The organism is Streptomyces sp. NPDC050439, assembly GCF_040655335.1.
In the GTDB taxonomy this organism is placed as follows: Bacteria; Actinomycetota; Actinomycetes; order Streptomycetales; family Streptomycetaceae; genus Streptomyces.
The window spans coordinates 577,938-598,807 of record NZ_JBFAJT010000001.1 but is presented as its reverse complement, the minus strand read 5'-3'; the positions used below and the strand labels follow the sequence as shown (position 1 = coordinate 598,807).

General features: G+C 71.3%; 18 protein-coding genes. 9 read left to right on the top strand and 9 right to left on the bottom strand.

Annotated elements, in window-relative coordinates; genetic code table 11:
* Positions 1-39 precede the first annotated feature (39 nt).
* Entirely contained in the window at positions 40-1,362 is a 1,323-nt protein-coding gene (locus AB0I66_RS02830) for a diacylglycerol kinase family protein (protein WP_363205872.1), read from the top strand.
* Here the strand turns inward: AB0I66_RS02830 and AB0I66_RS02825 are convergent.
* Entirely contained in the window at positions 1,355-1,816 is a 462-nt protein-coding gene (locus tag AB0I66_RS02825; protein ID WP_363205871.1) for a hypothetical protein, read from the bottom strand. The genes AB0I66_RS02830 and AB0I66_RS02825 overlap by 8 nt on opposite strands.
* A 182-nt stretch (positions 1,817-1,998) precedes the next feature.
* On the opposite strand from AB0I66_RS02825, the gene AB0I66_RS02820 reads away from it, so the two are divergent.
* Together AB0I66_RS02820 and AB0I66_RS02815 are read left to right on the top strand one after the other, a co-directional pair.
* A complete protein-coding gene (locus tag AB0I66_RS02820; protein ID WP_363205870.1) occupies positions 1,999-2,262 on the top strand; it encodes a hypothetical protein in 264 nt (87 codons plus the stop codon).
* A gap of 190 nt (positions 2,263-2,452) precedes the next feature.
* Positions 2,453-2,839: a LuxR C-terminal-related transcriptional regulator gene (locus AB0I66_RS02815; RefSeq protein ID WP_363206661.1), complete on the top strand. Its 387-nt coding sequence runs from the start codon at positions 2,453-2,455 to the stop codon at positions 2,837-2,839.
* 40 nt (positions 2,840-2,879) lie between these two features.
* Here AB0I66_RS02815 and AB0I66_RS02810 read toward each other — a convergent pair whose 3' ends face one another.
* The 3 genes from AB0I66_RS02810 to AB0I66_RS02800 form a co-directional block, all read right to left on the bottom strand.
* Positions 2,880-5,180: a LuxR C-terminal-related transcriptional regulator gene (locus AB0I66_RS02810; RefSeq protein ID WP_363205869.1), complete on the bottom strand. Its 2,301-nt coding sequence runs from the start codon at positions 5,178-5,180 to the stop codon at positions 2,880-2,882.
* Between the two features lie 160 nt (positions 5,181-5,340).
* The gene (locus tag AB0I66_RS02805; RefSeq protein WP_363205868.1) at positions 5,341-5,826 is read right to left on the bottom strand and encodes a DUF1269 domain-containing protein; all 486 of its coding nucleotides are present in this window, start codon (positions 5,824-5,826) and stop codon (positions 5,341-5,343) included.
* Positions 5,826-6,380 (bottom strand): DUF1269 domain-containing protein, encoded by a 555-nt coding sequence (locus AB0I66_RS02800; protein ID WP_363205867.1) that lies wholly within the window; start codon positions 6,378-6,380, stop codon positions 5,826-5,828. The genes AB0I66_RS02805 and AB0I66_RS02800 overlap by 1 nt, the downstream gene beginning before the upstream one ends.
* 135 nt (positions 6,381-6,515) lie before the next feature.
* On the opposite strand from AB0I66_RS02800, the gene AB0I66_RS02795 reads away from it, so the two are divergent.
* From AB0I66_RS02795 to AB0I66_RS02785, 3 genes are read left to right on the top strand one after another with little or no spacing between them, the layout of a single operon-like run.
* The gene (locus AB0I66_RS02795; protein ID WP_363205866.1) at positions 6,516-7,949 is read left to right on the top strand and encodes a hypothetical protein; all 1,434 of its coding nucleotides are present in this window, start codon (positions 6,516-6,518) and stop codon (positions 7,947-7,949) included.
* 19 nt (positions 7,950-7,968) lie between these two features.
* Positions 7,969-10,662, top strand: coding sequence for a glucosidase (locus tag AB0I66_RS02790; protein ID WP_363205865.1), 2,694 nt, complete (start codon positions 7,969-7,971; stop codon positions 10,660-10,662).
* On the top strand, positions 10,659-12,140 hold the full coding sequence (locus AB0I66_RS02785) for an alpha-amylase family glycosyl hydrolase (RefSeq protein ID WP_363205864.1): 1,482 nt from the start codon (positions 10,659-10,661) through the stop codon (positions 12,138-12,140). Before AB0I66_RS02790 ends, AB0I66_RS02785 begins: the two co-directional genes overlap by 4 nt.
* Before the next feature lie 6 nt (positions 12,141-12,146).
* Here AB0I66_RS02785 and sulP read toward each other — a convergent pair whose 3' ends face one another.
* Both sulP and AB0I66_RS02775 read right to left on the bottom strand, forming a co-directional pair.
* Entirely contained in the window at positions 12,147-13,868 is a 1,722-nt protein-coding gene (gene sulP / locus AB0I66_RS02780; protein ID WP_363206660.1) for a sulfate permease, read from the bottom strand.
* 67 nt (positions 13,869-13,935) lie between these two features.
* On the bottom strand, positions 13,936-14,355 hold the full coding sequence (locus AB0I66_RS02775; protein WP_363205863.1) for a hypothetical protein: 420 nt from the start codon (positions 14,353-14,355) through the stop codon (positions 13,936-13,938).
* 182 nt (positions 14,356-14,537) lie between these two features.
* Here AB0I66_RS02775 and AB0I66_RS02770 point away from each other — a divergent pair, with 182 nt between their 5' ends.
* A complete protein-coding gene (locus AB0I66_RS02770; protein ID WP_363205862.1) occupies positions 14,538-15,950 on the top strand; it encodes an MFS transporter in 1,413 nt (470 codons plus the stop codon).
* Between the two features lie 32 nt (positions 15,951-15,982).
* Here the strand turns inward: AB0I66_RS02770 and AB0I66_RS02765 are convergent, their stop codons facing one another.
* The 3 genes from AB0I66_RS02765 to AB0I66_RS02755 form a co-directional block, all read right to left on the bottom strand.
* Entirely contained in the window at positions 15,983-16,420 is a 438-nt protein-coding gene (locus tag AB0I66_RS02765; RefSeq protein ID WP_363205861.1) for an RDD family protein, read from the bottom strand.
* Positions 16,417-17,061 carry a hypothetical protein gene (locus AB0I66_RS02760; protein WP_363205860.1) on the bottom strand — a complete coding sequence of 215 codons (645 nt, stop codon included), beginning with the start codon at positions 17,059-17,061 and terminating at the stop codon, positions 16,417-16,419. Before AB0I66_RS02760 ends, AB0I66_RS02765 begins: the two co-directional genes overlap by 4 nt.
* A 73-nt stretch (positions 17,062-17,134) precedes the next feature.
* A complete protein-coding gene (locus AB0I66_RS02755) occupies positions 17,135-17,989 on the bottom strand; it encodes a universal stress protein (protein ID WP_363205859.1) in 855 nt (284 codons plus the stop codon).
* Between the two features lie 436 nt (positions 17,990-18,425).
* Here AB0I66_RS02755 and AB0I66_RS02750 point away from each other — a divergent pair, with 436 nt between their 5' ends.
* A complete protein-coding gene (locus tag AB0I66_RS02750; RefSeq protein WP_363205858.1) occupies positions 18,426-18,950 on the top strand; it encodes a flavodoxin domain-containing protein in 525 nt (174 codons plus the stop codon).
* Between the two features lie 359 nt (positions 18,951-19,309).
* Complete coding sequence (locus tag AB0I66_RS02745) at positions 19,310-20,833, top strand: PHB depolymerase family esterase (RefSeq protein WP_363205857.1); 1,524 nt, start codon at positions 19,310-19,312, stop codon at positions 20,831-20,833.
* Positions 20,834-20,870 lie beyond the last annotated feature (37 nt).

Below are 20,870 nucleotides of genomic sequence, written 5' to 3'. Positions count from 1 at the left end.
GTGAGGCCCGACGGGCTCCGGAGCCGCAGACTGACAGGCATGGAACCGACGATCCGAGGACAGCGATGGCTGGCCCGTGCGTCCCTGGCATCCGCCGCCGCCGCGGTGCTGGTGCTCGGAGTGTTCGCGGGTGTCAAGACCTTCGCCCTGCTGGGCGTGGGCCTCGCGGGCCTGGCGATCACGGCCGCCGCGGTCTGGTGGATCCTCAGCAGGCGGGGCCTGCCACGGATCCTCGCGGTGCTGCTTGCCGTCTCCGCTCCGGTCTGGGTGCTCGTGGAGTACACCCAGGCCCGGCTCACCTGGGTAGCCCTGCTGTCCGGCGGGCTGTGGCTCCTCGCGGCGGGCACGGGCCGTGCGGCCCTCGCGCGGCACAAGCCCCCGGATCCGATGCCGGAGCGCCCGGCCGCCGAGTTCCGCCATCCGGTCCTGATCATGAATCCGCGTTCCGGGGGCGGCAAGGTGGACCGGTTCGCGCTGCGCGAGCGGGCAGCCGCGGCGGGCGCCGAGGTGGTGCTCCTGGAGGGCAGCGGCGAGATCGACGTGGCGGCCCTCGCCCGCAAGTGCGCGGCCGAGGGCGCCGACCTGCTCGGCGTCGCCGGCGGGGACGGCACCCAGGCGCTGGTCGCCGACGTCGCCGCCGCCCTCGACCTGCCGTTCCTGGTGATCCCGGCGGGCACCCGCAATCACTTCGCCCTCGACCTGGGCCTGGACCGCGACGATCCGTCGACGGCCCTGGCCGCGCTGAGCGACGGGGTGGAGCTGCGGGTGGACCTCGGCCGGGCCGGCGGGCGGCCCTTCGTCAACAACGTGTCGTTCGGCGCCTATGCCGAGGTGGTGCAGAGTCCGGCCTACCGGGATGACAAGACACGTACCACCCTCCAACTGCTGCCCGATCTCCTCGAGGGTCACAAGGGCGCGCGACTGACGGCGCGTGCCGGGGAGCACGACCTCACGGACCCCCAGGCACTGCTGGTGAGCAACAACCCGTACGGCACGAACGACATCGCCGGGCTCGGCCGCCGTACGCGCCTCGACGGCGGGGTCCTCGGCTGTGTCGGCATCCGGGTCACCAGCGGCGCGCAGGCCGCGGGGCTGCTGCGCGGCGGGTCGGCCGCCGGGCTGACGCGGGTGACGGCCGCCGCTGTGGCCGTCGATGCCGACCAGGAGGAGATCCCGGTCGGCATCGACGGCGAGGCGGTGCGTCTGCGGACCCCCGTGCACTGCGAGGTGCGGCCCGGGGTCCTGCGCGTGGTCGTGCCACGGTCGCGGCCCGGGCTGTACCGGGAGCGCCCGCGCCTCGACTGGCGGCTGCTCTTCAGGCTCGGGCTGACCTCCACGGCACCGGCGCCCTCCGCTACATAGGCGCCCCGTAGACCTTGTGCGCCTGCCGGTGCCCGTACGTGGCCAGCGACCAGATCACCAGGACGTCCATCGCGATGATGATGGCGGACCACACCGGGTAGTACGGCGTGAAGAAGAAGTTCTGCAGGGCGCTGAGCGCCGCGACGCCGATGCCGACCGCGCGGGCCCAGGTCTTGCCGGAGAAGATGCTGAAGGCCGCCGCGAGGACCAGGGCGCCCACGAGCATCTGGATCCAGCCGCGGACGTTGGCGTCGAAGTCGAAGGGGTAGTCGTTCTGCGATTGGTAGAAATTGTCGTTGAGGATCGCGGTGAGTCCCGCGATCGCGTGGAACGCGCCGATGATGCCCAGCAAACACACCGCGAAGACGACACCGCCGACGGCGACCGGATTGACACGAGGCTGTGGTTCGGGCGGGTCGGAACGCGACTGGCCCGGTGACATCTGCTCCGTCATGTCGAACCTCCTCCTGGGTGAGTCCGGAGCATCCCGCCCGGCACCACCCGGCCGGTTCACCCGCCAGGGATGACCCCGGGGCCCCTGGTGGCGGCACCGTCACCCGCACAAGGTGATGCCGTCGGCCGTGCCGGCGCGAGAATGTCGGCCGATGGCAGAGCCGTCGCACAGGAGGTGTCGCCATGGGCGGGGCACAGCAAGGCTCGGGGCCCGAACCGGCAGGGACACCACCTGGCGGCGCCGATTTCGAGATCCGCGTGCGGGGCCGGATCGGTGAGGCCTTCCGTTCGGCCTTCGGAGAGATGACGGTGGTGCTGCGCCCGGCCGAGACGGTGCTGATGGGCGCGGGACTCGACCAGGCCGCGCTGTACGGGATCCTCGACCGCATCCAGGCGCTCGGCCTCGAACTCATCGAGGTGCGCCGATTGCCGGAGGCAGGCGTCTAGAACGAGTTCCAGGCAAATAGAGCCGGACAGCCTCTTCCGCAGCCGTAGTGGCGGACCCACGGTGTAGGGGTAGTAAATATGCCCTGCACATGGGGAGGTGAGGGGCATGTCCGCGGCGCTGTGCACGGAGCCGGGAAGTGGTTCGTCGAGAGCGGTGGGTGAAGTCTCCGCCCTGCATGGTCGGTTGAGTGTGCTCAGCCGGGAGACACGGGCGGCCGAGTCGGCCATGACGACCTGCCTGGTGTGGGTCGCGGGCACCTTGGTGCGGATCGCCGGGGACGTGGGCGATGTCCGCAGCGCGGGCGCGCTGGTGAGCGAGGCGGCGGCGGTGCTCGCGCTGGTCCCCGCGCAGCCGGAGCGGCCCGGTGAGCGGCCCGGGCCCACGGAGCGATTGACGGAACGTGAGCTGGAGGTCCTGAGCCGACTTCAGCAGGAGGTGCCGCTACGGCAGATTGCCGACGGCTTGTACGTCTCGGTGAACACGGTCAAGAGCCACGTCCGCTCCGTGTACCGCAAACTGGGTGTGTGTTCCCGGGCAGAGGCCGTACGAAGCGCCCGCGCGCTGGGCCTCGTGTAGACGCCTGCACGTCACGGCGGTACGTCAACACCCTTATATGTCACAGGAGTTGGAGCTCGCGAGCGCGTCGGACCGCTGCTGAGCGCCGGGTCACGGAGAGCTTGCGGTAGACGCTCTTGAGGTGTGTCTTCACCGTGTTCACCGAGAGGTACAGCTCCTCGGCGATCTCCTCGGTGGTCATCATCTGCGCCAGCCGGTTCAGGACGTCGCGCTCCCGGGCGCTGAGCCGCTCGGTGACCGTCGGCGTGGCCGCCGCGAGGGTGAGAGCCGGGTGGGCGGCCGAGCGCGAAGGCGTGCCGGCGGCGACCTTGTGGCGGGCGGAGTCGAGCAGCGGCGCGCACGCCGGCGCCAGGGACCGCAGCACGGGCCGGGGCAACCGGGAGGCGGCCACCACCTCACCGATCGAAGAGGGCGCGGAACCATACTGCTCGGCGGCCGTGGCAAGCGCGGTCACCAGGGAGCCGACATCGGAGAGGAAGGCGTCGGGCCGTACCCGCAACACGGCGCGGGCGGCGCGGAGTTCGAGCTTGGCCCGGCCGGGCTCGGCACGCGCGAGTTCGACCCAGGCGCGCACCAGATGCAGGGATGCCTGCGCGCGCTCGGCCACGGGCCAGGTCGGCAAGGACGGCTGGGTGGCCTGCGCGGCGAGTTCGTCGGCGGCACGGAAGCGGCCGCGGAGGGCTTCGAGGAGCGCGAGTTCGACAAGGCAGTCGCGGCGCAGTGCGCCGTTCCCGGCGGCTCCCGCGGCCTTGAGCGCTCCGGTGAGGGAGGCCTCAGCCGCCTTGAGGCCGCCCGCCCGCAGCTCGCCGCCGCCGCGGATCGACAATGTGAGCGCGATGATCTCAGGGTGGCGCGCCAGGGCCGTGTGCGGCAGACGCGCGAGGGCGGACTCCGCGTCGGCCGCCGCCGCTCGCGCCTCCGACGGGTTCTGGGAGCGCTGCTGTTCCATCCGGATCACGGCATGGGCCAGGCGGCACCGGGCCGTACGCTCCTCGTCCGCCGGGAGGTCGGCCAGCAGGCCGTCGGACAGGTCGAGGTACCGGCAGCACAGTGGGTCGTCGTCGCGCGCGCGGGCGACCGCCGCGGCGAGCAGCGGGGGCTCGGGGTCCCCTGTCGACGGTGGTGCGGGCGGCCGTCCGGTCAGCTCGGCCGGCAGTCTCAGGCGGGTGAGGCCGAGCACCTGGCCGATCGCCAGACGGTCCACGACAAGGCGGCCTGTCTGGTCCCAGTCGCCCGCGGCGAGCAGGTGCCGCACGGCGTCGGCCAGCAGACCGTGCTCGCCGAGCCACGCCGCCGCGCGGCGGTGCAACGGGGCGACCAGGCCGGGCTTCTCGTGGCGCAGGCACATCCGCAGTACGTCGGCGAACATCTGATGGCAGCGATACCAGCCCTGGCCCATGGGCTGCAGGAACGAGTTCTCCCGGACGAGGGAGGCGAAGTGCCGGCCGGCGTCCTCGCCCGAGAGCTCGACCGCCAGCTCGGCGTTCATCCGGTCGAGGACGCTCGTGGTGAGCAGCAGCCTGCGCATCCCCGCGGGCTGCAGATCGAGGACCTCCTCGACGAGGTAACTGGCGATGGCCTCGTCGTCACCGGCGAAGTGCGCCACGAACCGCTCGGGATCGTTCTGTTTCTCCATGGACATCGCGGCCAGGCGCAGTCCCGCCGCCCAGCCGTCCGTACGCCGCCGCAGCGTGCTGACCGTCTGCTTGGGTAGGTCGATCCCGTGCTGCGCAAGGAGCGCCGCCGTCTCCTGGTCGTCGAAGGCCAGGTCAGTGGTGCGCAGCTCGGTGACCTCGCTGGTCAGGCGCCCACGGTGCAGATGCAGGGGCGGGTCCCGGCGGGCCAGCACGATCAGGTGCAGCACTCCGGGCAGGTGCCGCAGGAGACTGCTGACGCCTTCCGCGATCGGGGAGCCGGGAGCGGGCTGGAAGTCGTCGAGGACCAGGACGACCTGCTCACCACACCTGTGCAGATCGGCGGCGAGCGCCGCCACGAGCAGCGGTTCCGCCTGTTCGCCTTGCGGTTCGGGCAGGTCCACCCCGGCCGCGCGCAGCGTGTTGATCACCCGCGGCCAGAAGACGCAGGACTGCTCGGACCGGCCGTCGCAGGTGACCCAGGCGAGCGGTCCGGGCAGCCGCCGGGAGTGCGCCCACTCCAGGGCCAGGGCCGTCTTGCCTGCGCCGACGGGGCCCACGATCACGGTCAGGGGCCCCAGGACACCGCGCGCGAGGCGGTCGGTCAGCCGGGGCCTGGGGACGAGCCAGGTCGGCACCGCCGGCGCCGTCCCGACGATCGCCGGAGTCGGGCCGGTGTCATGTGAACGGGGTGAGCACTCGGCCATGGACGGCACCTCGCTCTCGGAGCAAAGTGGTGCGGCTGCGGCAAGTATGGGGCGCATAAGGAGACGCGAACGCGCGGCAGGCACCATCTCACCCGGGTGAAGTTCCCGGGGGAGACGGCGCCTGCCGGAGTGCCCGGCCCGGAGTGCCGGGCCGCTCGGGTCACTGCGGCTGGAGTGCCGCGATCAGCTCTTCCTCCCGGTCCTTGGTGAGGGAGGTGCGGATCACGGTGGGGTTGAAGGGGCGTACCGCGTCACGGACGCGGTCGGGCGTGGAGCGGCGGACGAGGGCGAAGACGGCGGCACGGCCGGGTTCGAGGGTGGCGGCGATCTCCTTGACGAAGGCGTCATTGATGCCGACGTCGCTGAGCTTTCCCGCGACGGCACCGGTGGCGGCCCCCACCGCGGCACCGAACACCGGCATCAGGAAGAGCAGCCCGAACAGCGAGCCCCACAGTGCTCCGCCGGCCGCGCCGGTGGCCGTGGTGCTGAAGGTCTGGCTCACATGGATCTTGCCGTCCATGGTGCGCCAGGCGAGCGCCGCGTCCTCCAGGTCCAGCAGTTCCTGGCGGGACAGTTCCTTGGAGAGCCGCAGTACGCCCTCCGCCTTTTCCTTGTCCGCGAATCCGAGTACGACGAGATCGGCCATCAGGACCTCCTGCGTTGATTGCGGGTCGTCGGGTCCGGCCGTACCGAGGGAGTGACCGGGTCGCCCAACTTCTGTGCCATTGCCGTGAGTTCGGTCAGGACGGGGGACAGGGCCTCATCGGTGAGGAAGCCCTCGGCGACAGGGACGGCACCTGCGTCGCGCAGGGCCTTGCGCAGGTACTTGGCCCATACGTGCTCCAGCAGGACGAAGGCGGCCGCGGCCCCCGGGTCGAGGGAGTCGGCCATCTCCCTGATCTCGTCCAGGGTCAGGCCGAAGGCGTTGCCCCCGGCCAGGCTCGGGTAGGCCTCCTCCGCGGCCCGGACCTCCTCGGTCGTGATGCCGAGCAGCGCGGCGACGGTCTCGCCCATCCCCTCCGCCTGGAAGTCGAGGGAGAAGAGAGTGCCGCCGGGCTCCTTGCGGACGAAAAGCATGTCGAGGACGCGGATCTGCCCGTTCGCCTCGAGGATCGCCAACTCCTCGATGATCCGTCCCTCGAACTTGGCGTCGGGTCCGAATTCGACCGTCAGGAGTTGTACCGGTCCGATCCCAGCCATCGTGTCTCCTCTCGGGGAATTGCCGCCGTCACGTCCGTCATCACAGCGTCGACACCCGGGGCGGCGCGTCACCCGCCGCAGGTGAGGGAAGCGGGCGCGGGCGCCGTGACGGTGGGAGGCGGAGGTGCGACGCCCATGACGCAGCAAGAGACGCCAGACGGTGACACCCAGGACAGCAGTACCGAGTCCGAACTGAGGCGCTTGCGTGCCGAGGTCGGCGAACTGCGTGCGCGTGCGGGGACCGAGCGGCGGCGCAGGGTCCGGCTGCTGGCCGTCCGGCGCGTCGTGGCGGCCGTCCTGATCGCCTTGGTCGCCGTGCTCGCGGTCACCTCGATCGTGGGGGTGTGGGGGGCGCGGACCACGCTCGACACGGATCGCTGGATCGCCACGGTGGGCCCGCTGCCCGAGGACCCCGACGTGAACGCCGCCGTCTCCACGTATCTGGCGCGCGAGATCTTCGACCAACTGGACGTCGAACAGCGGCTGTCCGACGCGTTGCCCCCGCGCGCCTCCTTCCTCGCGGCGCCGGTCACCGGTGCGGTCCACGACTATGTGCGGGACTCCGTCTCCAAGCTCATCGCCAATGACCGGTTCCAGGAGGTGTGGCGCGCGACGAACCGCCGCGCCCATGAGCGGATCGTCGAGGTGCTGGAGAAACGCAACGAGAACGTGCGGGTGGACGGTGACACGGTCACCCTGAACCTGCTGCCCGTGGTCAACAACGTGCTGCGGTCCCTGGAGGAGCAACTGCCCACCATGTTCGGCAAGAAGCTGGACCTGCCGCCCCTCTCCTCGGGAGAGATCCCGCCGGGCCTGCACGAGCGCATCGAGTCCGCGCTCGGCGTGTCACTGCCCGAGAACTTCGCGCAGATCCGCATCTACAACCGGGGCGAGCTGGGTCAACTGCAGGAGAGCGTGCTGCTGTTCAAGCGCGCGGTGGTGGGTCTGGTGATCGCCGTGCCGGTGCTGCTCGGGCTCGCCCTGTGGATCTCGCCCCGACGGCGGCGCACTCTCCTGCAGCTCGGACTGTGGCTGGTGGTGACCGTCACGGTGCTGACGACCGTGCTGCGTGCGGTCCGGGACCAACTGCTCGGCCAGGTGCCGGACGGCGTCTACCGCGACGGCGCGCGCGCCGCGATGTGGACGGTCTTCGAGAGCCTGCGCGAGCGCGGCGACCAGCTGCTGTGGCTGGGTGTCGCCATCGCCGTCCTGGCGTACCTGGTGGGTCCGGGGCGGTTGCCGAAGGCGCTGCGCCGGTACGTGGCGCAGGGCGCGCGGGCGACGGGCCACTTCCTGGCCAAGGCCGGCGACCGGGTGGACGGTGCGCGGGTGCGGCCATGGGTGGCCCGGCACGCCGACGTGCTGCGGGTGGCCGGCGTCGCCGTGGCGGCCCTGGTCGCGCTGCTCCTCTCGTCGTGGACCGGACTGTTCGTGGTCGGCGCGCTGCTGGCCGCGTACGCCATCGGGATCACCCTTGTCGCGCACGCGGCGGGCGGCCCCCCGGAAGGCTCACCCCCGGAAGGTGAGGCGGGTCGGGGGCCCCTTGCGAAGACTGGCGCATCCGGTTGACCGAGGCAGGGAGACGCGCATGAAGACGCGGACGCACGCCGGGCGGATCGGAGCGATCGGCGACGGCAGCGCACGGTCGCGCCTGTGGGGCCCGTATCTGAGCGAGCGCCAGTGGGGCACGGTCCGTGAGGACTACAGCCCCGGCGGCGACGCCTGGTCCTACTTCCCGCACGACCACGCGCGTTCACGCGCCTACCGGTGGGGCGAGGACGGCCTCGGCGGCATCTGCGACGACAAGCAGCGCCTGTGTCTGGCCCTCGCCCTGTGGAACGGCCGCGACCCGATCCTCAAGGAGCGCGCCTTCGGTCTCACCAACGGCGAGGGCAACCACGGGGAGGACGTCAAGGAGTACTACTTCTACCTCGACAGCACCCCCAGCCACTCCTACCTGCGCTACCTCTACAAGTACCCGCAGGCGGAGTTCCCGTACAACGACCTCGTGTCCGTCAACCGGGACCGCACGCGCCAGGAGTTCGAGTACGAGCTCATGGACACCGGAGTGTTCGACGACGACCGGTACTTCGACGTCACGGTGGAGTACGCCAAGGCAGACCACGACGACATCCTGATGCGGATCACCGTCGACAACCGGGGCCCCGACGAGGCGACCCTGCACGTGCTGCCCACCCTGTGGTTCCGCAACACCTGGTCCTGGGAGGATCAGCACGACGAGCGGGGCGGGCCACGGCTGCGGGCCGTCGACGGGCCGCAGCCGATGATCCGGGCCGACCACCCCGAGCTCGGCAGCTACGCCCTGCGGTGCGCCGACGGGGTCCCGCTGCTGTTCACCGGGAACGAGACCGACAACGAACGACTCTTCGGCTCGCCCAACGCCTCCCCCTACGTCAAGAACGCGATCGGCCGGTACGTCGTCGAGGGGGAGGAGAGCGCCGTCAACCCGGCACGGGAGGGTACGAAGGCCGCCGCCCACCACACACTCAGCGTTCCCGCGGGAGGGTCGCAGACACTGCGGCTGCGCCTCGGCCCCGCGGACGCGAAGCTCTCCCTGACGCGCGGCTTCGACACGGTCTTCACCGACCGCATCGCCGAAGCCGACTCGTTCTACGGCGAGTTGACGCCCGAGGGGGCGAGTGAGGACGAGGCACGCGTGCTGCGCCAGGCCCTGGCCGGCATGCTCTGGTCCAAGCAGTACTACGCCTTCGACCTGGAGAAGTGGCTGGCCGAGCACGACATGACCCCGTGGAGTCCGCCGCGGCCGGGGCTGCGCAACGGCGAGTGGTTCCACATGGTGAGCGACGACATCGTCTCCATGCCGGACAAGTGGGAGTACCCCTGGTTCGCCGCCTGGGACCTGGCCTTCCACGCCGTGGGCCTGTCGGTCGTCGACATCGGCTTCGCCAAGGAACAGCTCGAACTGCTGCTGCGCGACGCCTACTTGCACCCCAACGGCCAGATCCCCGCGTACGAGTGGAACTTCGGCGACGTGAACCCGCCCGTGCACGCCTGGGCCGCGTACTTCGTCTACACGGTGGAGAAGGGCACGACCGGCCAGGCCGACCGGGCCTTCCTCGAACGCACCTTCCAGAAACTGCTCACGAACTTCACCTGGTGGGTCAACCGCAAGGACCCCGGCGGCCGCAACATCTTCCAGGGCGGCTTCCTCGGCCTCGACAACATCGGCGTCTTCGACCGCAGCGCCCCGCTGCCCACCGGAGGCACCCTGGAGCAGGCGGACGGCACCGCGTGGATGGCGCTGTACTGCCAGTCGATGCTGCAGATCGCGCTGGAACTGGCCGAACACAATGAGGCCTACGAGGAACTGGTCCTCAAGTTCGTCGAGCACTACATGTGGATAGCCGCCTCCATGGACCGCGTCGGCGACCTCCACGACGAACTGTGGGACGAGGAGGACGGCTTCTTCTACGACGTGCTGCGGCTGCCCGACGGGGAGGCGGTGCAGCTGAAGGTCCGTTCCATGGTGGGGCTGCTGCCGCTGTGCGCGTCGACCGTCTTCAGCCCGGACCAGCTGGAGGGGTTGTCAGGTCTCAGCGACCGGCTGCGGCGGTTCGCCGAGCGCCACCCCTCGCTGTCGGTGACGCTGACCTCGGCGCAGGCCGGCACGGCGGGCGGTCCACGGCTGCTGTCCGTCCTGGACGAGAAGAAACTCGTGCGCGTGCTCGCCCGGCTCCTGTCGGAGGACGAGTTCCTGAGCCCGTACGGGATCAGGGCGCTCTCCCGCCACCACGCCGAACACCCCTACACGTTCTGGGTGCACGGCGAGGAGTACAAGGTCTCCTATCTGCCCGCCGAGTCGGACACCGGCATGTTCGGCGGCAACTCCAACTGGCGCGGCCCGGTCTGGATGCCGATGAACGCCCTGGTCATCCGCGGGCTGATCAATCTGTACGGCTTCTACGGCGACGACTTCACCGTCGAGTGCCCGACAGGATCGGGTATTCAGAAGAACCTGTACGAGGTCGCCGAGGACATCTGCTCCCGGCTCACCCGGATCTTCGTGCGCGGCGAGGACGGCCGCCGGCCCGTGTACGGAGGCCAGCAGAAGTTCGCGGACGACCCGCACTGGCGGGACCTGATCTCCTTCTACGAGTACTTCCACGGCGACAACGGCGCGGGACTCGGCGCCTCGCACCAGACGGGCTGGACCGGCCTGGTCGCGGCCCTGATGAAGATCTTCGGCGCACTGGGACCGGACGACTTCCGTTCCGGCTCCGCGAGGAGGCAGAACCGATGACCCAGTTGCCCGCGCAGCCCGTCGTGCACGAGGTCAACACCCGCGTATGGCTGCGGGAGACCGCCCTGCGCACCGGCAATCCGGCCGATCTGGCGGACGTGCCCAAGGAGGTCTGGGACGAGATCACGCCCGCCGGGGTCGACGCCGTCTGGCTGATGGGGGTGTGGGAGCGCAGTCCGCGAGGGCGCGCCATCGCCCTGCGGGACCCGGCGCTGCGCGGCGCGTTCGCCGGAGCCGTCCCGGACATCGGCGAGGAGGACATCGCCGGATCGCCGTACTGCATCCGCCGCTACGAGGTCGACGCGGCGCTCGGTGGCCCCGCGGGTCTTGTTGCGGCCCGCACCGAACTGGACCGCAGGGGAGTCGGCCTGCTCCTCGACTACGTGCCCAACCACGTGGCGCCGGACAGCCCTTGGGTCACGGAGCACCCCGAGTACTTCGTGCAGGGGGACGCGGCGGACGCCCAGAGCGACCCGGCCGGGTTCCTCGACACCGGGAGCGCCGTGCTCGCCCGGGGCCGCGACCCGTTCTTCCCGCCCTGGCCGGACGTGGTGCAGCTGAACGCCTTCGCCCCCGCCCTGCGGCGCGCGACCGCAGAGGTGCTCGACCACATCGGCCAGGTCTGCGACGGGGTGCGCTGCGACATGGCGATGCTCCTGATGAACGACGTGTTCGCACGGACGTGGGGCGAGCGGGCGGGGCCCGTGCCGCAGGAGGACTTCTGGCCCGAGGTCGTGACCGCCGTGCGGCGGCGTCACCCTGACATGGTCTTCGCCGCGGAGGCGTACTGGGACCTCGAATGGGCCCTGCAGCAGCAGGGGTTCGACTTCTGCTACGACAAGCGTCTGTACGACCGGGTGCTGAACGAGAGCGCCGAGGCGGTCAGGGCGCATCTGCGGGCCGACGAGCAGTACCAGCGCGGACTCGTCCGGTTCCTGGAGAACCACGACGAGCCGCGGGCCGCGCACACGCTGCCCCTGGCCAAGGAGCGTGCGGCGGCCGTGCTGATCGCCACGCTCCCCGGCGCGACGCTGTGGCACGAGGGCCAGTTCACCGGACGCCGGGTCCACCTGCCGGTCTTCCTCGACCGCCGTCCCGACGAGCCGGCCGACCCTTCCCTGAAGGCGTTCCACGAGCGGCTGCTCTCCAGCGTGCATCGCAGCGGCATGCGTACGGGCCGGTGGCAGCTCCTGGACGGCGAAGGCTGGCCCGACAACGACTCGGGCCGTGACCTGATCGCCTCGGCCTGGACCGGTGAGTCGGGCAGGTTCCTGACCGTGGTGAACCTCTCGGAGCACCAGGCGCAGGCACGCATCCGGCTGCCCTGGAGCGATCTGGGCCAGGGAGCCTACGAGTTGGTGGGACTCCTGGACGCCGAGCGGTACGAGCGTTCGGGGGCGGAGCTGACGGCGAACGGGCTCTATGTCGACGTGCCGCCCTGGGGGACGCACCTGCTCTCGGTCGTCGCGACGGGCTGACCAGGATCAGCTCTCGTCGTCGGCGGGCGGGTCCGCCGGGGCCCAGTCCGTGCCGTGCTCCGTGCGGAACGCCTCCACGGCGGCTTCCACGGTGGGGTAGAAGCGGTACGCGTGGAAGGTACGGCCAAGGCCATAGCGCTCGACCTTGCGCCGTACCGGGTCCTTGAGCTCGGCGAAGACCAGGTCCACGCCCAGCTCCCGCAGAGCCGAGTCCAGCTCCTCCAGGACATCCGCAGCGGTGGTGTCCACGTCGGTCACCGGTTCCGCGGCGATCAGCACGCGCCGCGTGGCCGGTTCGGCATGGGCGTAGCGCAGGACCTCTTCGCGGAACGACTTGGCGTTGGCGAAGAACAGCGGGGCGTCGAAGCGGAAGATCACCAGGCCCGGCAGCCGTCGGGCGGTCGGGTGCGACCGTACGTCGTGGTAGCCCTCCAGGCCGGAAACCCGCCCGAGGATGGTGTTGTACGGCCACCACGCGCGCCGGAAGACGTTCAGGATGGACAGGCCCACCGCGACCGCGATCCCCGGCAGGACACCCAGCAGCGCCACCCCGAGGAACGCCGCGATGCAGAGCCAGAACTCCGCCTTGCGCTGACGCCACAGCCGCCTCGTGCCCGCGAGGTCGGCCAGCGACAGCGAGGCCGTGATGACCACGGCGGCGAGCGCGGGCTGCGGCAGATCGCGGAAGAGTCCCGGCAGCAGCACGAGCATGAGGACGATGAGACCCGCGCCGACGAGCCCGGTGAGCTGTGTCTTGGCCCCGGCCCGCTCGGCCACCGCCGTACGGGAGCCGCTGGTGCTCACGGGGAACCCCTGGAACAGGCCCGCGGCCATGTTCGCCGTGCCGATCGCGATCATCTCGTCGTTGCCGCGCACCTCCTGACCGGTACGGGCCGCGAAGGCGGACGCGTTGGAGATGGTGTCGGCCAGGGACACCAGGGCGATGCCCAGCGCACCGACGAACAGCGGGCCCAGGTCGTCCCACCCGATGTGCGGGACCGTGAAGGGGGGCAGCCCTTCGGGAAGCTTGCCGATGGTCTTCACGCCGTGCTCGTCCAGGTCGAGGACGACGGAGACGGCGATGGCCAGCACGACCATGACGAGGACGGCCGGTACCTTCGGCATCAGCCGCTGCAGCAGCAGGATGACGAGGATGCAGCCGCCGCCGACCGCGAGGGCGGCCGGCTCCGTCGCCCCCTCCGCCACCCCACGGGCGAAGGCCTCCACCTCGCCGATGAGTCCGTCGGCATCGACGGAGAAGCCGAACAGCTTCGGCAACTGCCCGATGAGGATGGTCAGGGCCAGGCCGTTCATATAGCCGATCATGGTGGGCCTGGAGATGAGGTCGGCGACGAAACCGAGCCGCGCCACCCCCGCGAGCAGCGTGATCGCGCCGACCATCAGGGCGAGCACCGAGGCGAGCGCGACCGCGCGTCCGCTGTCCCCGTCCGCTGCGAGCAGCGGCAGGACCGTCGCGGCGATCATCGGGCCGAGGGAGGAGTCGGGGCCGAGCACCAGGACGCGCGAGGGACCCGCGACGGCGTACGCGAGCAGGCACAGCACAGAGGTGTAGAGACCGGTGATGGGCGGCAGACCGGCCAACTCCGCGTACGCCATGCCCTGTGGCACGAGCAACGTGCTCAGCACGATGCCCGCGACCACATCCTTGAGCAACCACTCCCTGCGGTAGGTCCGCAGGGTCTTGACCCCTGGTGGCGTCCCGCGCACACGCACCGGTCCCTCACCTCTGTCCGGCGCGCTGGTGCGCCCGTCCGTCACTCATGGGCCACTCCGGTCAGTAGACGGTGTCCTTCTCCACCACGCACAGGGCCCAGATGATGAACCCGTCCATCGCGATCAGGGTGATGGACCAGATGGGGTGGTAGGGCAGGGACAGGAAGCTGGCGATGATCATGAGCGAGGTGATGCCGATGCCCGTGATCCTGGCCCAGGTCGCGGCCACGAACAGACCGAAGGCGACGACCACGGAGATGGTGCCGATGGCCATGTGGATCCAGCCCCAGCTCGTCAGGTCGAACTCGAAGGTGTAACCCGGGGTGCGCAGGAAGATGTCGTCCTCCAGGACGGCCATCAGACCCCGGCAGAAGTCCAGGGACCCGGAGAGGAACAACAGCACCCCCGCGAAGATGGTCAGCCCGGCGGCCGCCGTCTGTTTGGTGCTGGGCGGATGATGCTGGGTCGTCGAGGCGGTCATGACAGAACCTCCGTACCGAGGGTGCCGGTTGCACCGCGTTGCCCTGAGTGTTGCCCCCGACCCGTGCCCCCGGTCGTCACCCTCCGGGGGTGACGCCGTGAGGCGGGCCGCCCACGAGGCTGGCCGACGCCGACCCGCCAACGGGAGGCACCCGTCAACGGGAGGCAACGGGAGGCGAGGCGATGACCGTGCCGTCCACCCCTGAAGGAGCACACGCCCGGCAGAACAAACGCCGCGGGGCACGTCAGGTCCTTGCGCCGCTGGCCCTGGCGCAGTTCGTCTGCAGCTTCGCGGGCTCGAACATGACGGTCATGATCCAGGACATCAGCGAGGACCTGGACACGACGGTGCAGGGCGTGCAGACCGCCATCACGATCTTTTTGCTGGTCATGGCGGCCCTGATGATTCCGGGCGGCATCCTGACCGACCGTTACGGCCGCAAGCGCTGTCTCCTCGTCGGCCTCACCGTGTACGGCGTCGGCGCACTCCTCAGTGCTGTGTCGCCCGGCCTCGGCATCCTCATCCTGGGCAACTCGATCCTGGAGGGCGTCGGCACCGCCCTGCTCATCCCGCCCGTCTACATCCTCACCACGCTCCTGTTCACCAGCATGACCGACCGCGCCCGCGCCTTCGGGACGATCATGGCGATGGGCGGCATCGGCGCCGCCGCCGGGCCGCTGATCGGCGGGCTCATCACCTCGGCGATCAGCTGGCGGGCGGCCTTCGTCTTCCAGGCCCTGGTGGTCGCGGTGATTATCGTGCTGGCCCGCCGCATCGACGACCCGCTCCCGCCGGACCCCGAGCGTGTCTTCGACACCGGGGGAGCGGTGCTCTCGGCCACCGGTCTGGTGCTCGTCGTCATGGGCATCCTCGCCGCCGACGAGAACGGCTGGCTGATGGGCGGCCTGCTGCTGGTCGGCACGCTGGTCCTCGTGGCCTTCTTCCGCTGGGTACGGGCCAAGGAACGCGCCGGGTCCCAGCCGCTGTTGCGGACCGCGCTGTTCCATAACCGCCCCTCCAACCTCGGTCTGATCACCCAGCACACCCAGTGGCTGATGCTCATGGGGGTGTCGTTCGTGGTGGCCGCGTACCTCCAGGTCGTCCGCGGATACGACGCGATCAGCACCGGCGTGATCTTCAGCGCCTCCACCATGGGACTGCTCGTGTCCTCGCTCGGCGCCGCGCGCCTCGCGAAGCGGCGCGAGCAACGCACGCTCGTGATGGCCGGGTTCGCCCTGACGGTCTGCGGCATCGGGGTGCTGCTCGCCATGTCCCACGGAGAGCCGAGCGCCTGGCACTTCGTCCCCGGGCTGCTGCTGATCGGGCTGGGGACGGGGGTGATGCTGACGCCCTCGGTCAACGTCGTGCAGTCGGCCTTCCCCGAGGACCAGCAGGGCGAGATATCCGGGCTCTCGCGCAGTGTGTCCAACCTCGGCTCGTCGGTGGGCACCGCCATCGCGGGCACCATCCTCGTCGCGGATCCGGCAGCGGGACCGTACGCCGTGGCCCTCGTGGTCCTCGCCCTCATCGGGGTCGGCGGATTCGGCGCCGCCGCGATGCTGCCCCGGAAGGCGGCCCCCACCCGGCACGGGTGAGGGCGCGCACCGCCCGGCGGGTGGCGTCAACTTCAGTCGTAGCGCACTGCGCTGGCGACCAGCAGGTCCTGGACGGACGCGCGGCGTCTGCTGAGCGGGACCCAGTACAGCCCCAGCGGGAACGTCACGCACAGCGCCGCACGCACCAGGGACCGGGGCAGCCCGAGCAGCGCCCCGGCGCGGTCGGTGACGCGCAGCCCCATCAGGTGGTCCCCCGCCGTGCGCCCGATGGCGGACCACGAGCAGCCGAAGTACAGGACGGCCAGGGTCCAGCCCGAGAGGCCGGTGAGCCAGCCGGGGAGGTCGGGGAACCGGAACGGGGGCCCGAGGAGCAGCAGACGCACACATCCGGCGCCCGCCTGCACCGTGAGGCCGACGGCGGCGAGGACCAGCACGTCGAGGATCGCCGCGATCCCGCGCGTGACGAGCCCGGCGTGCTCGGGCTCGCCCCCGGCCTGCGGCTCGCTCACCGCTCGGGCTCCGGTGGCGGCCCGGCGCCATGGACCCGCGGTGGCCCCGCACGCCGGAGCAGCCGGTCACTGAACCGGTTGACGCCCCGGTCACCGCGCCTGCCGAGCAGCCGCACCGCGTCGGCGGTGTCCGCGGCCATCCCGCCCCCGGTGTCGCGGACGACCCGCCCGAGATCTATCTCTGACAGCACGTCACGGGTGAGCCCCACCAGATCGACCCGCACGATCACCGCGTCGACGTCGACCCGGCCCGCGACCCGGTCGACATCGATCCGGTCGGCGATCCGGTCCGCGTCGACCCGCTCCGCGACACGGTCCACGTCGACGCGGTCGGCCACGCGGTTCACGTCGATCCGGTCCGCGATGCTCTCCACGTCCACCCGGTCGGCGACCCGCCGTACGTCGACCCGGTCCGCGACGCTGTTCACGTCGACCCGTTCGGCGATCCGCCCCACGTCGATCCGGTCGGCGATCCGGTTCACGTCGACGCGGGACACGAGGGCGTCCAGGTCGATGCGATCGAGAACCACGCCCGCCAGCACGCGGACGACCGTGCCCGCCGCCTCGTCCACGATGCCAAGCACACTCCGCGCCCGCCGGGTGACGAACGCCACCGGGCCCCATGCGTCTTCTTCAGCCATCCAGTGACCGCAGCGGTAATCGGCGGCCCTGACATCCTCCGCCGCGGGTGAGTCACCCGCGGCGGAAGATCCCTCAGTAGTGCGGCACGACGACGACCGGGCATTTCGCGTGGTGGATCGCCGCGTGCGCGGTCCGTCCGAGGTGCGGTCCGACAGGGACACGGCGGCCGATGACCAGCAGGCAGGCCGTCGAGGCCGCCTTGACCAAGTGATGGCCCGCCAGACCGTGCACGAGCCGGTCGGTGACCTGCGTCCGGGGGAACTTCTGCCGCCAGGGCGCGAGTTCGGCCGCCAGCTGCTGCACCTTCTCCGGCATGGGGTCGATGGCGTCGGCCGAAGGGACGAGGGGGGCGGTCCAGACGTGCACGACGTGGAGCGGAGCCTTGCGGGAGGCCGCCGCGTCGAAGGCGTACTCCAGGAGTTCGTCGCCGGGGCGGGCCAGGTCGATGCCGAGCACGACCGGGTGCTCCGCGTCGCCCATCGGACCCCGGTAGGTGTTCTCGGTGTGGTGCCGCGCTCCCACCAGAGCGGTGGGGCAGGAGGCACGCGCCGCGACGGCCTGCGCGACCGAGCCGGCCAGCGCCCCGGTGATCGCGCCCGCGCCGTGCGAGCCGACCACGAGCAGCGCCGAGGAGCTGCCCGCCGCGAGGAGCGCGCCCACCGGCGACCCGGTGACCTGCTCGTCGAGGATCCGCAGGGTGGGGTGGGTGTTCGACAGATGCAGGACGGCGCGGCCGAGCGCGCCGCGCTCGCGCTCGTACGGGGCGTCGATCTCCGGCAGACGGCCGCGCTCGGGCGGCGGGGCGCTGGCGTGGACGAGGTGGAGGGGCAGGTCACGGCGCAGGGCTTCGTGGGCCGCCCAGCCGGCGGCGCCCAGGCTCCCGGGTGAGCCGTCGACGCCGGCGGTGATGGTCTGCTGCAGGGACATGGTGCGCACCTCCGCGTGGCGATCGGGGCGTGGCGGGAGCGGGTGCCGGCCAGGGGCCGGCGGACGGCAGCGGCGCGGACTGCGTGGTGGCAGTGCCGTCGTGGGGCAGATGCCGTCGTGGGGCAGACGCAAAGTTCCCGGGCGGGACGGAGCCAAACGTGGCCGCCGGGCCACGAGGCGCACGCGCCCACAGGCCACCAGCTCCGGCGTGCCCCCGGCGGTCCGACATCACCGCATCGCCGTACTGCCGCGTCACGGCTTGGCCGTACGGCCTCCCATGGCCACGTCGACTTCCGGTCGGTGCGGGGGACCACTGTGGCCGGTAGACACCTGTTCGACGTTCTGGACCGGATCTATGGTGACGGAAGCCCCAGACCTCGGCGTTCCACCTTTCTGTGCTGTTTTCAACTGGCAGTGGGAGCAGAGGAGCCGCGGCATGAACATCCTGGTCGGATACACCGGGGTGCACGGCTCCACCCATGGCATCGCCGAGCGCCTCTCGACCCGGCTCGCGGAGTGCGGGCACATCACAGTCATCGTGCCGCTGCTGGCCGAGCAGAAGACGGGTGGCTACGACGCGTTCGTGCTGGGCAGCGCGGTGCACAACGGGGCCTGGCTCCCGCAGGCGACCGACTTCATCCGCAGCCACCCCAGCACGCTGGCCACGCATCCCACGTGGCTCTACAGCGTCGGCGTGCCGCCCCACGCGGGCCGGTGGCCAGGCCGTCGCCGCGCCGAGCCCAGGCAACTGCCGGGCATCCGCTCGCTCATCCGGCCCTGGGAGCACCAGATGCTGGCGGGGGCCGTCTACCGCGACCACGTGCCCGGGTGGCGGCATCTGGCCTTCCGGACACGCGGCGGTCGTTACGGCGACCACCGGGACTGGAAGGCCGTCGACAACTGGGCGGAGCGCATCCACCGCGGGCTCGCCCTGGCCGACAGCTCCGACACGGGCCTGTGACGCCGCGGGCCACGACCGGTGGAGGCGGCTCCGGTCCGCCCGCCCCCGACGGGCGCACGGACTCCGTCCTGGGCGGCACACGCAGTCTGCTGGAGGCGGTCCTGCGCGAACTGAACCAGGGCCTGCACAGCCACCAGGTCAGGGCGACGCCCTTAGCACGGAAGCGGCTGGGGCGGCAACAGGGCTGACACCAGCGGCAGTTGACGGCCTTGTGGCGTCCGCCGCCATTCTGCCCCGGTCACGCCGGCTCCTACGGTTGCCCGCACCCCAGCGTCCGGGGCCGCGGCAGGCGGCACGGACGAGCCCTGGGGTCGCGTGATCCGTCCCGGAGAGCGCGCCGCCCTCCGTCGGGAGCCCCCATGCCGTCGTACGAGAGACGCCTCGACCCGCAGCCGTCCGCAGGACAACATCCCTGCGCCCCACGGAGGGCGAGGGGGAGGTGGCGCCGGGCCCTGGGACGCGTGACCGCGGTGGTGAGCCTGGTCGTGACCGCGGCGGTGATCGCCCCCGCGTCCCCTGCGCAGGCGGCCGTCACCCTGGAGAAGGTCGGCAACTTCGGCGCCAACCCCGGCACCCTGAACATGTACGTGTACCGGCCGGCGACCCTGGCGGCGGACCCCGCCGTGGTGGTGGCCCTGCACGGCTGCAACCAGAGCGCGCAGCTCTACGCCGACAACGCGGGCCTGGCGAAGTTCGCGGACCAGCACGGCTTCCTGCTCGTCTTCCCCGAGCAGACGTCCGCCAACAACAGCAGCAAGTGCTTCAACTGGTTCCAGGCCGGGGACACGCGGCGCGGCCAGGGCGAGGCCGCCTCGATCCGCCAGATGGTCGGCCATGCCGCCACCGCGTACGGCGCCGACCCCGAACGGACCTACGCAACCGGCCTCTCCGCGGGCGGAGCCATGACGTCGGTGATGCTCGCCGCCTACCCCGACGTGTTCAAGGCGGGCGCCGTCGTCGCGGGCCTCCCGTACGGCTGCGCCGCCGACGTCGTGTCCGCGTACAGCTGCATGAACCCGGGCGTCGACCGGACCCCCTCGGCCTGGGCGGGGGCCGTACGTGACGCCCACCCCGGCTACACCGGCCCCTGGCCGAGGGTGGCGATCTGGCACGGGGACAACGACCCCACCGTCGCCAAGAAGAACGCCGACGAACTGCGTGACCAGTGGACGGCCGTCCACGGCCTCGACCAGAGCCCGGACCGCACCTCCACCATCGGCCCCGACTCGACCCGCAGGGAGCAGTACCTCGGGGCGGACGGGTCCGTCGCGGTGGAGGTCGACCGGGTGCCCTCCATCGGCCACGGCACCCCGGTCGACCCGGGAACGGGCGCGACGCAGTGCGGGGCGACCGGGACGGCGAATTTCATCGACTCCATCTGCTCCAGCCACTGGATCACCGGCTTCTTCGGCCTGGACGGCTCCACTCCCGACCCCGGTGGACTGCCCGCCCCGGGTGGTCTGGCCGCGACCGGCACGACCGACACATCCGTCACCCTGAACTGGAACAGCGTCCCCGACGCCGCTTCCTACGCCGTGTACCGGGACGGCACCCGCGTCGCCACACCGACCGGCCCTCCGTTCACGGACACCGGCCTCAGCCCCGGCTCCAGCCTCACCTACAGCGTGGCCGCCCGTGACACGGACGGGACGGAAGGAGCCCGGTCCTCCCGGGTCACCGCCTCCACGACGGGCGCCGCGGCCAAGTGCTGGACCGCGAACAACTACCAGCAGGTCCAGGCCGGACGTGCCACCACCAGCGGCGGCTACACCTACGCCAAGGGCTCGAACCAGAACATGGGCCTCTACACCATCGCCGTCACGCACACCTTGAAGGAGTCGCCGACCGGCTACTTCGTCATCGCCGACGGCACCTGCCCCTGACGCCACCACCGCTCCCCGCAGCCGCCGTACGCACTCA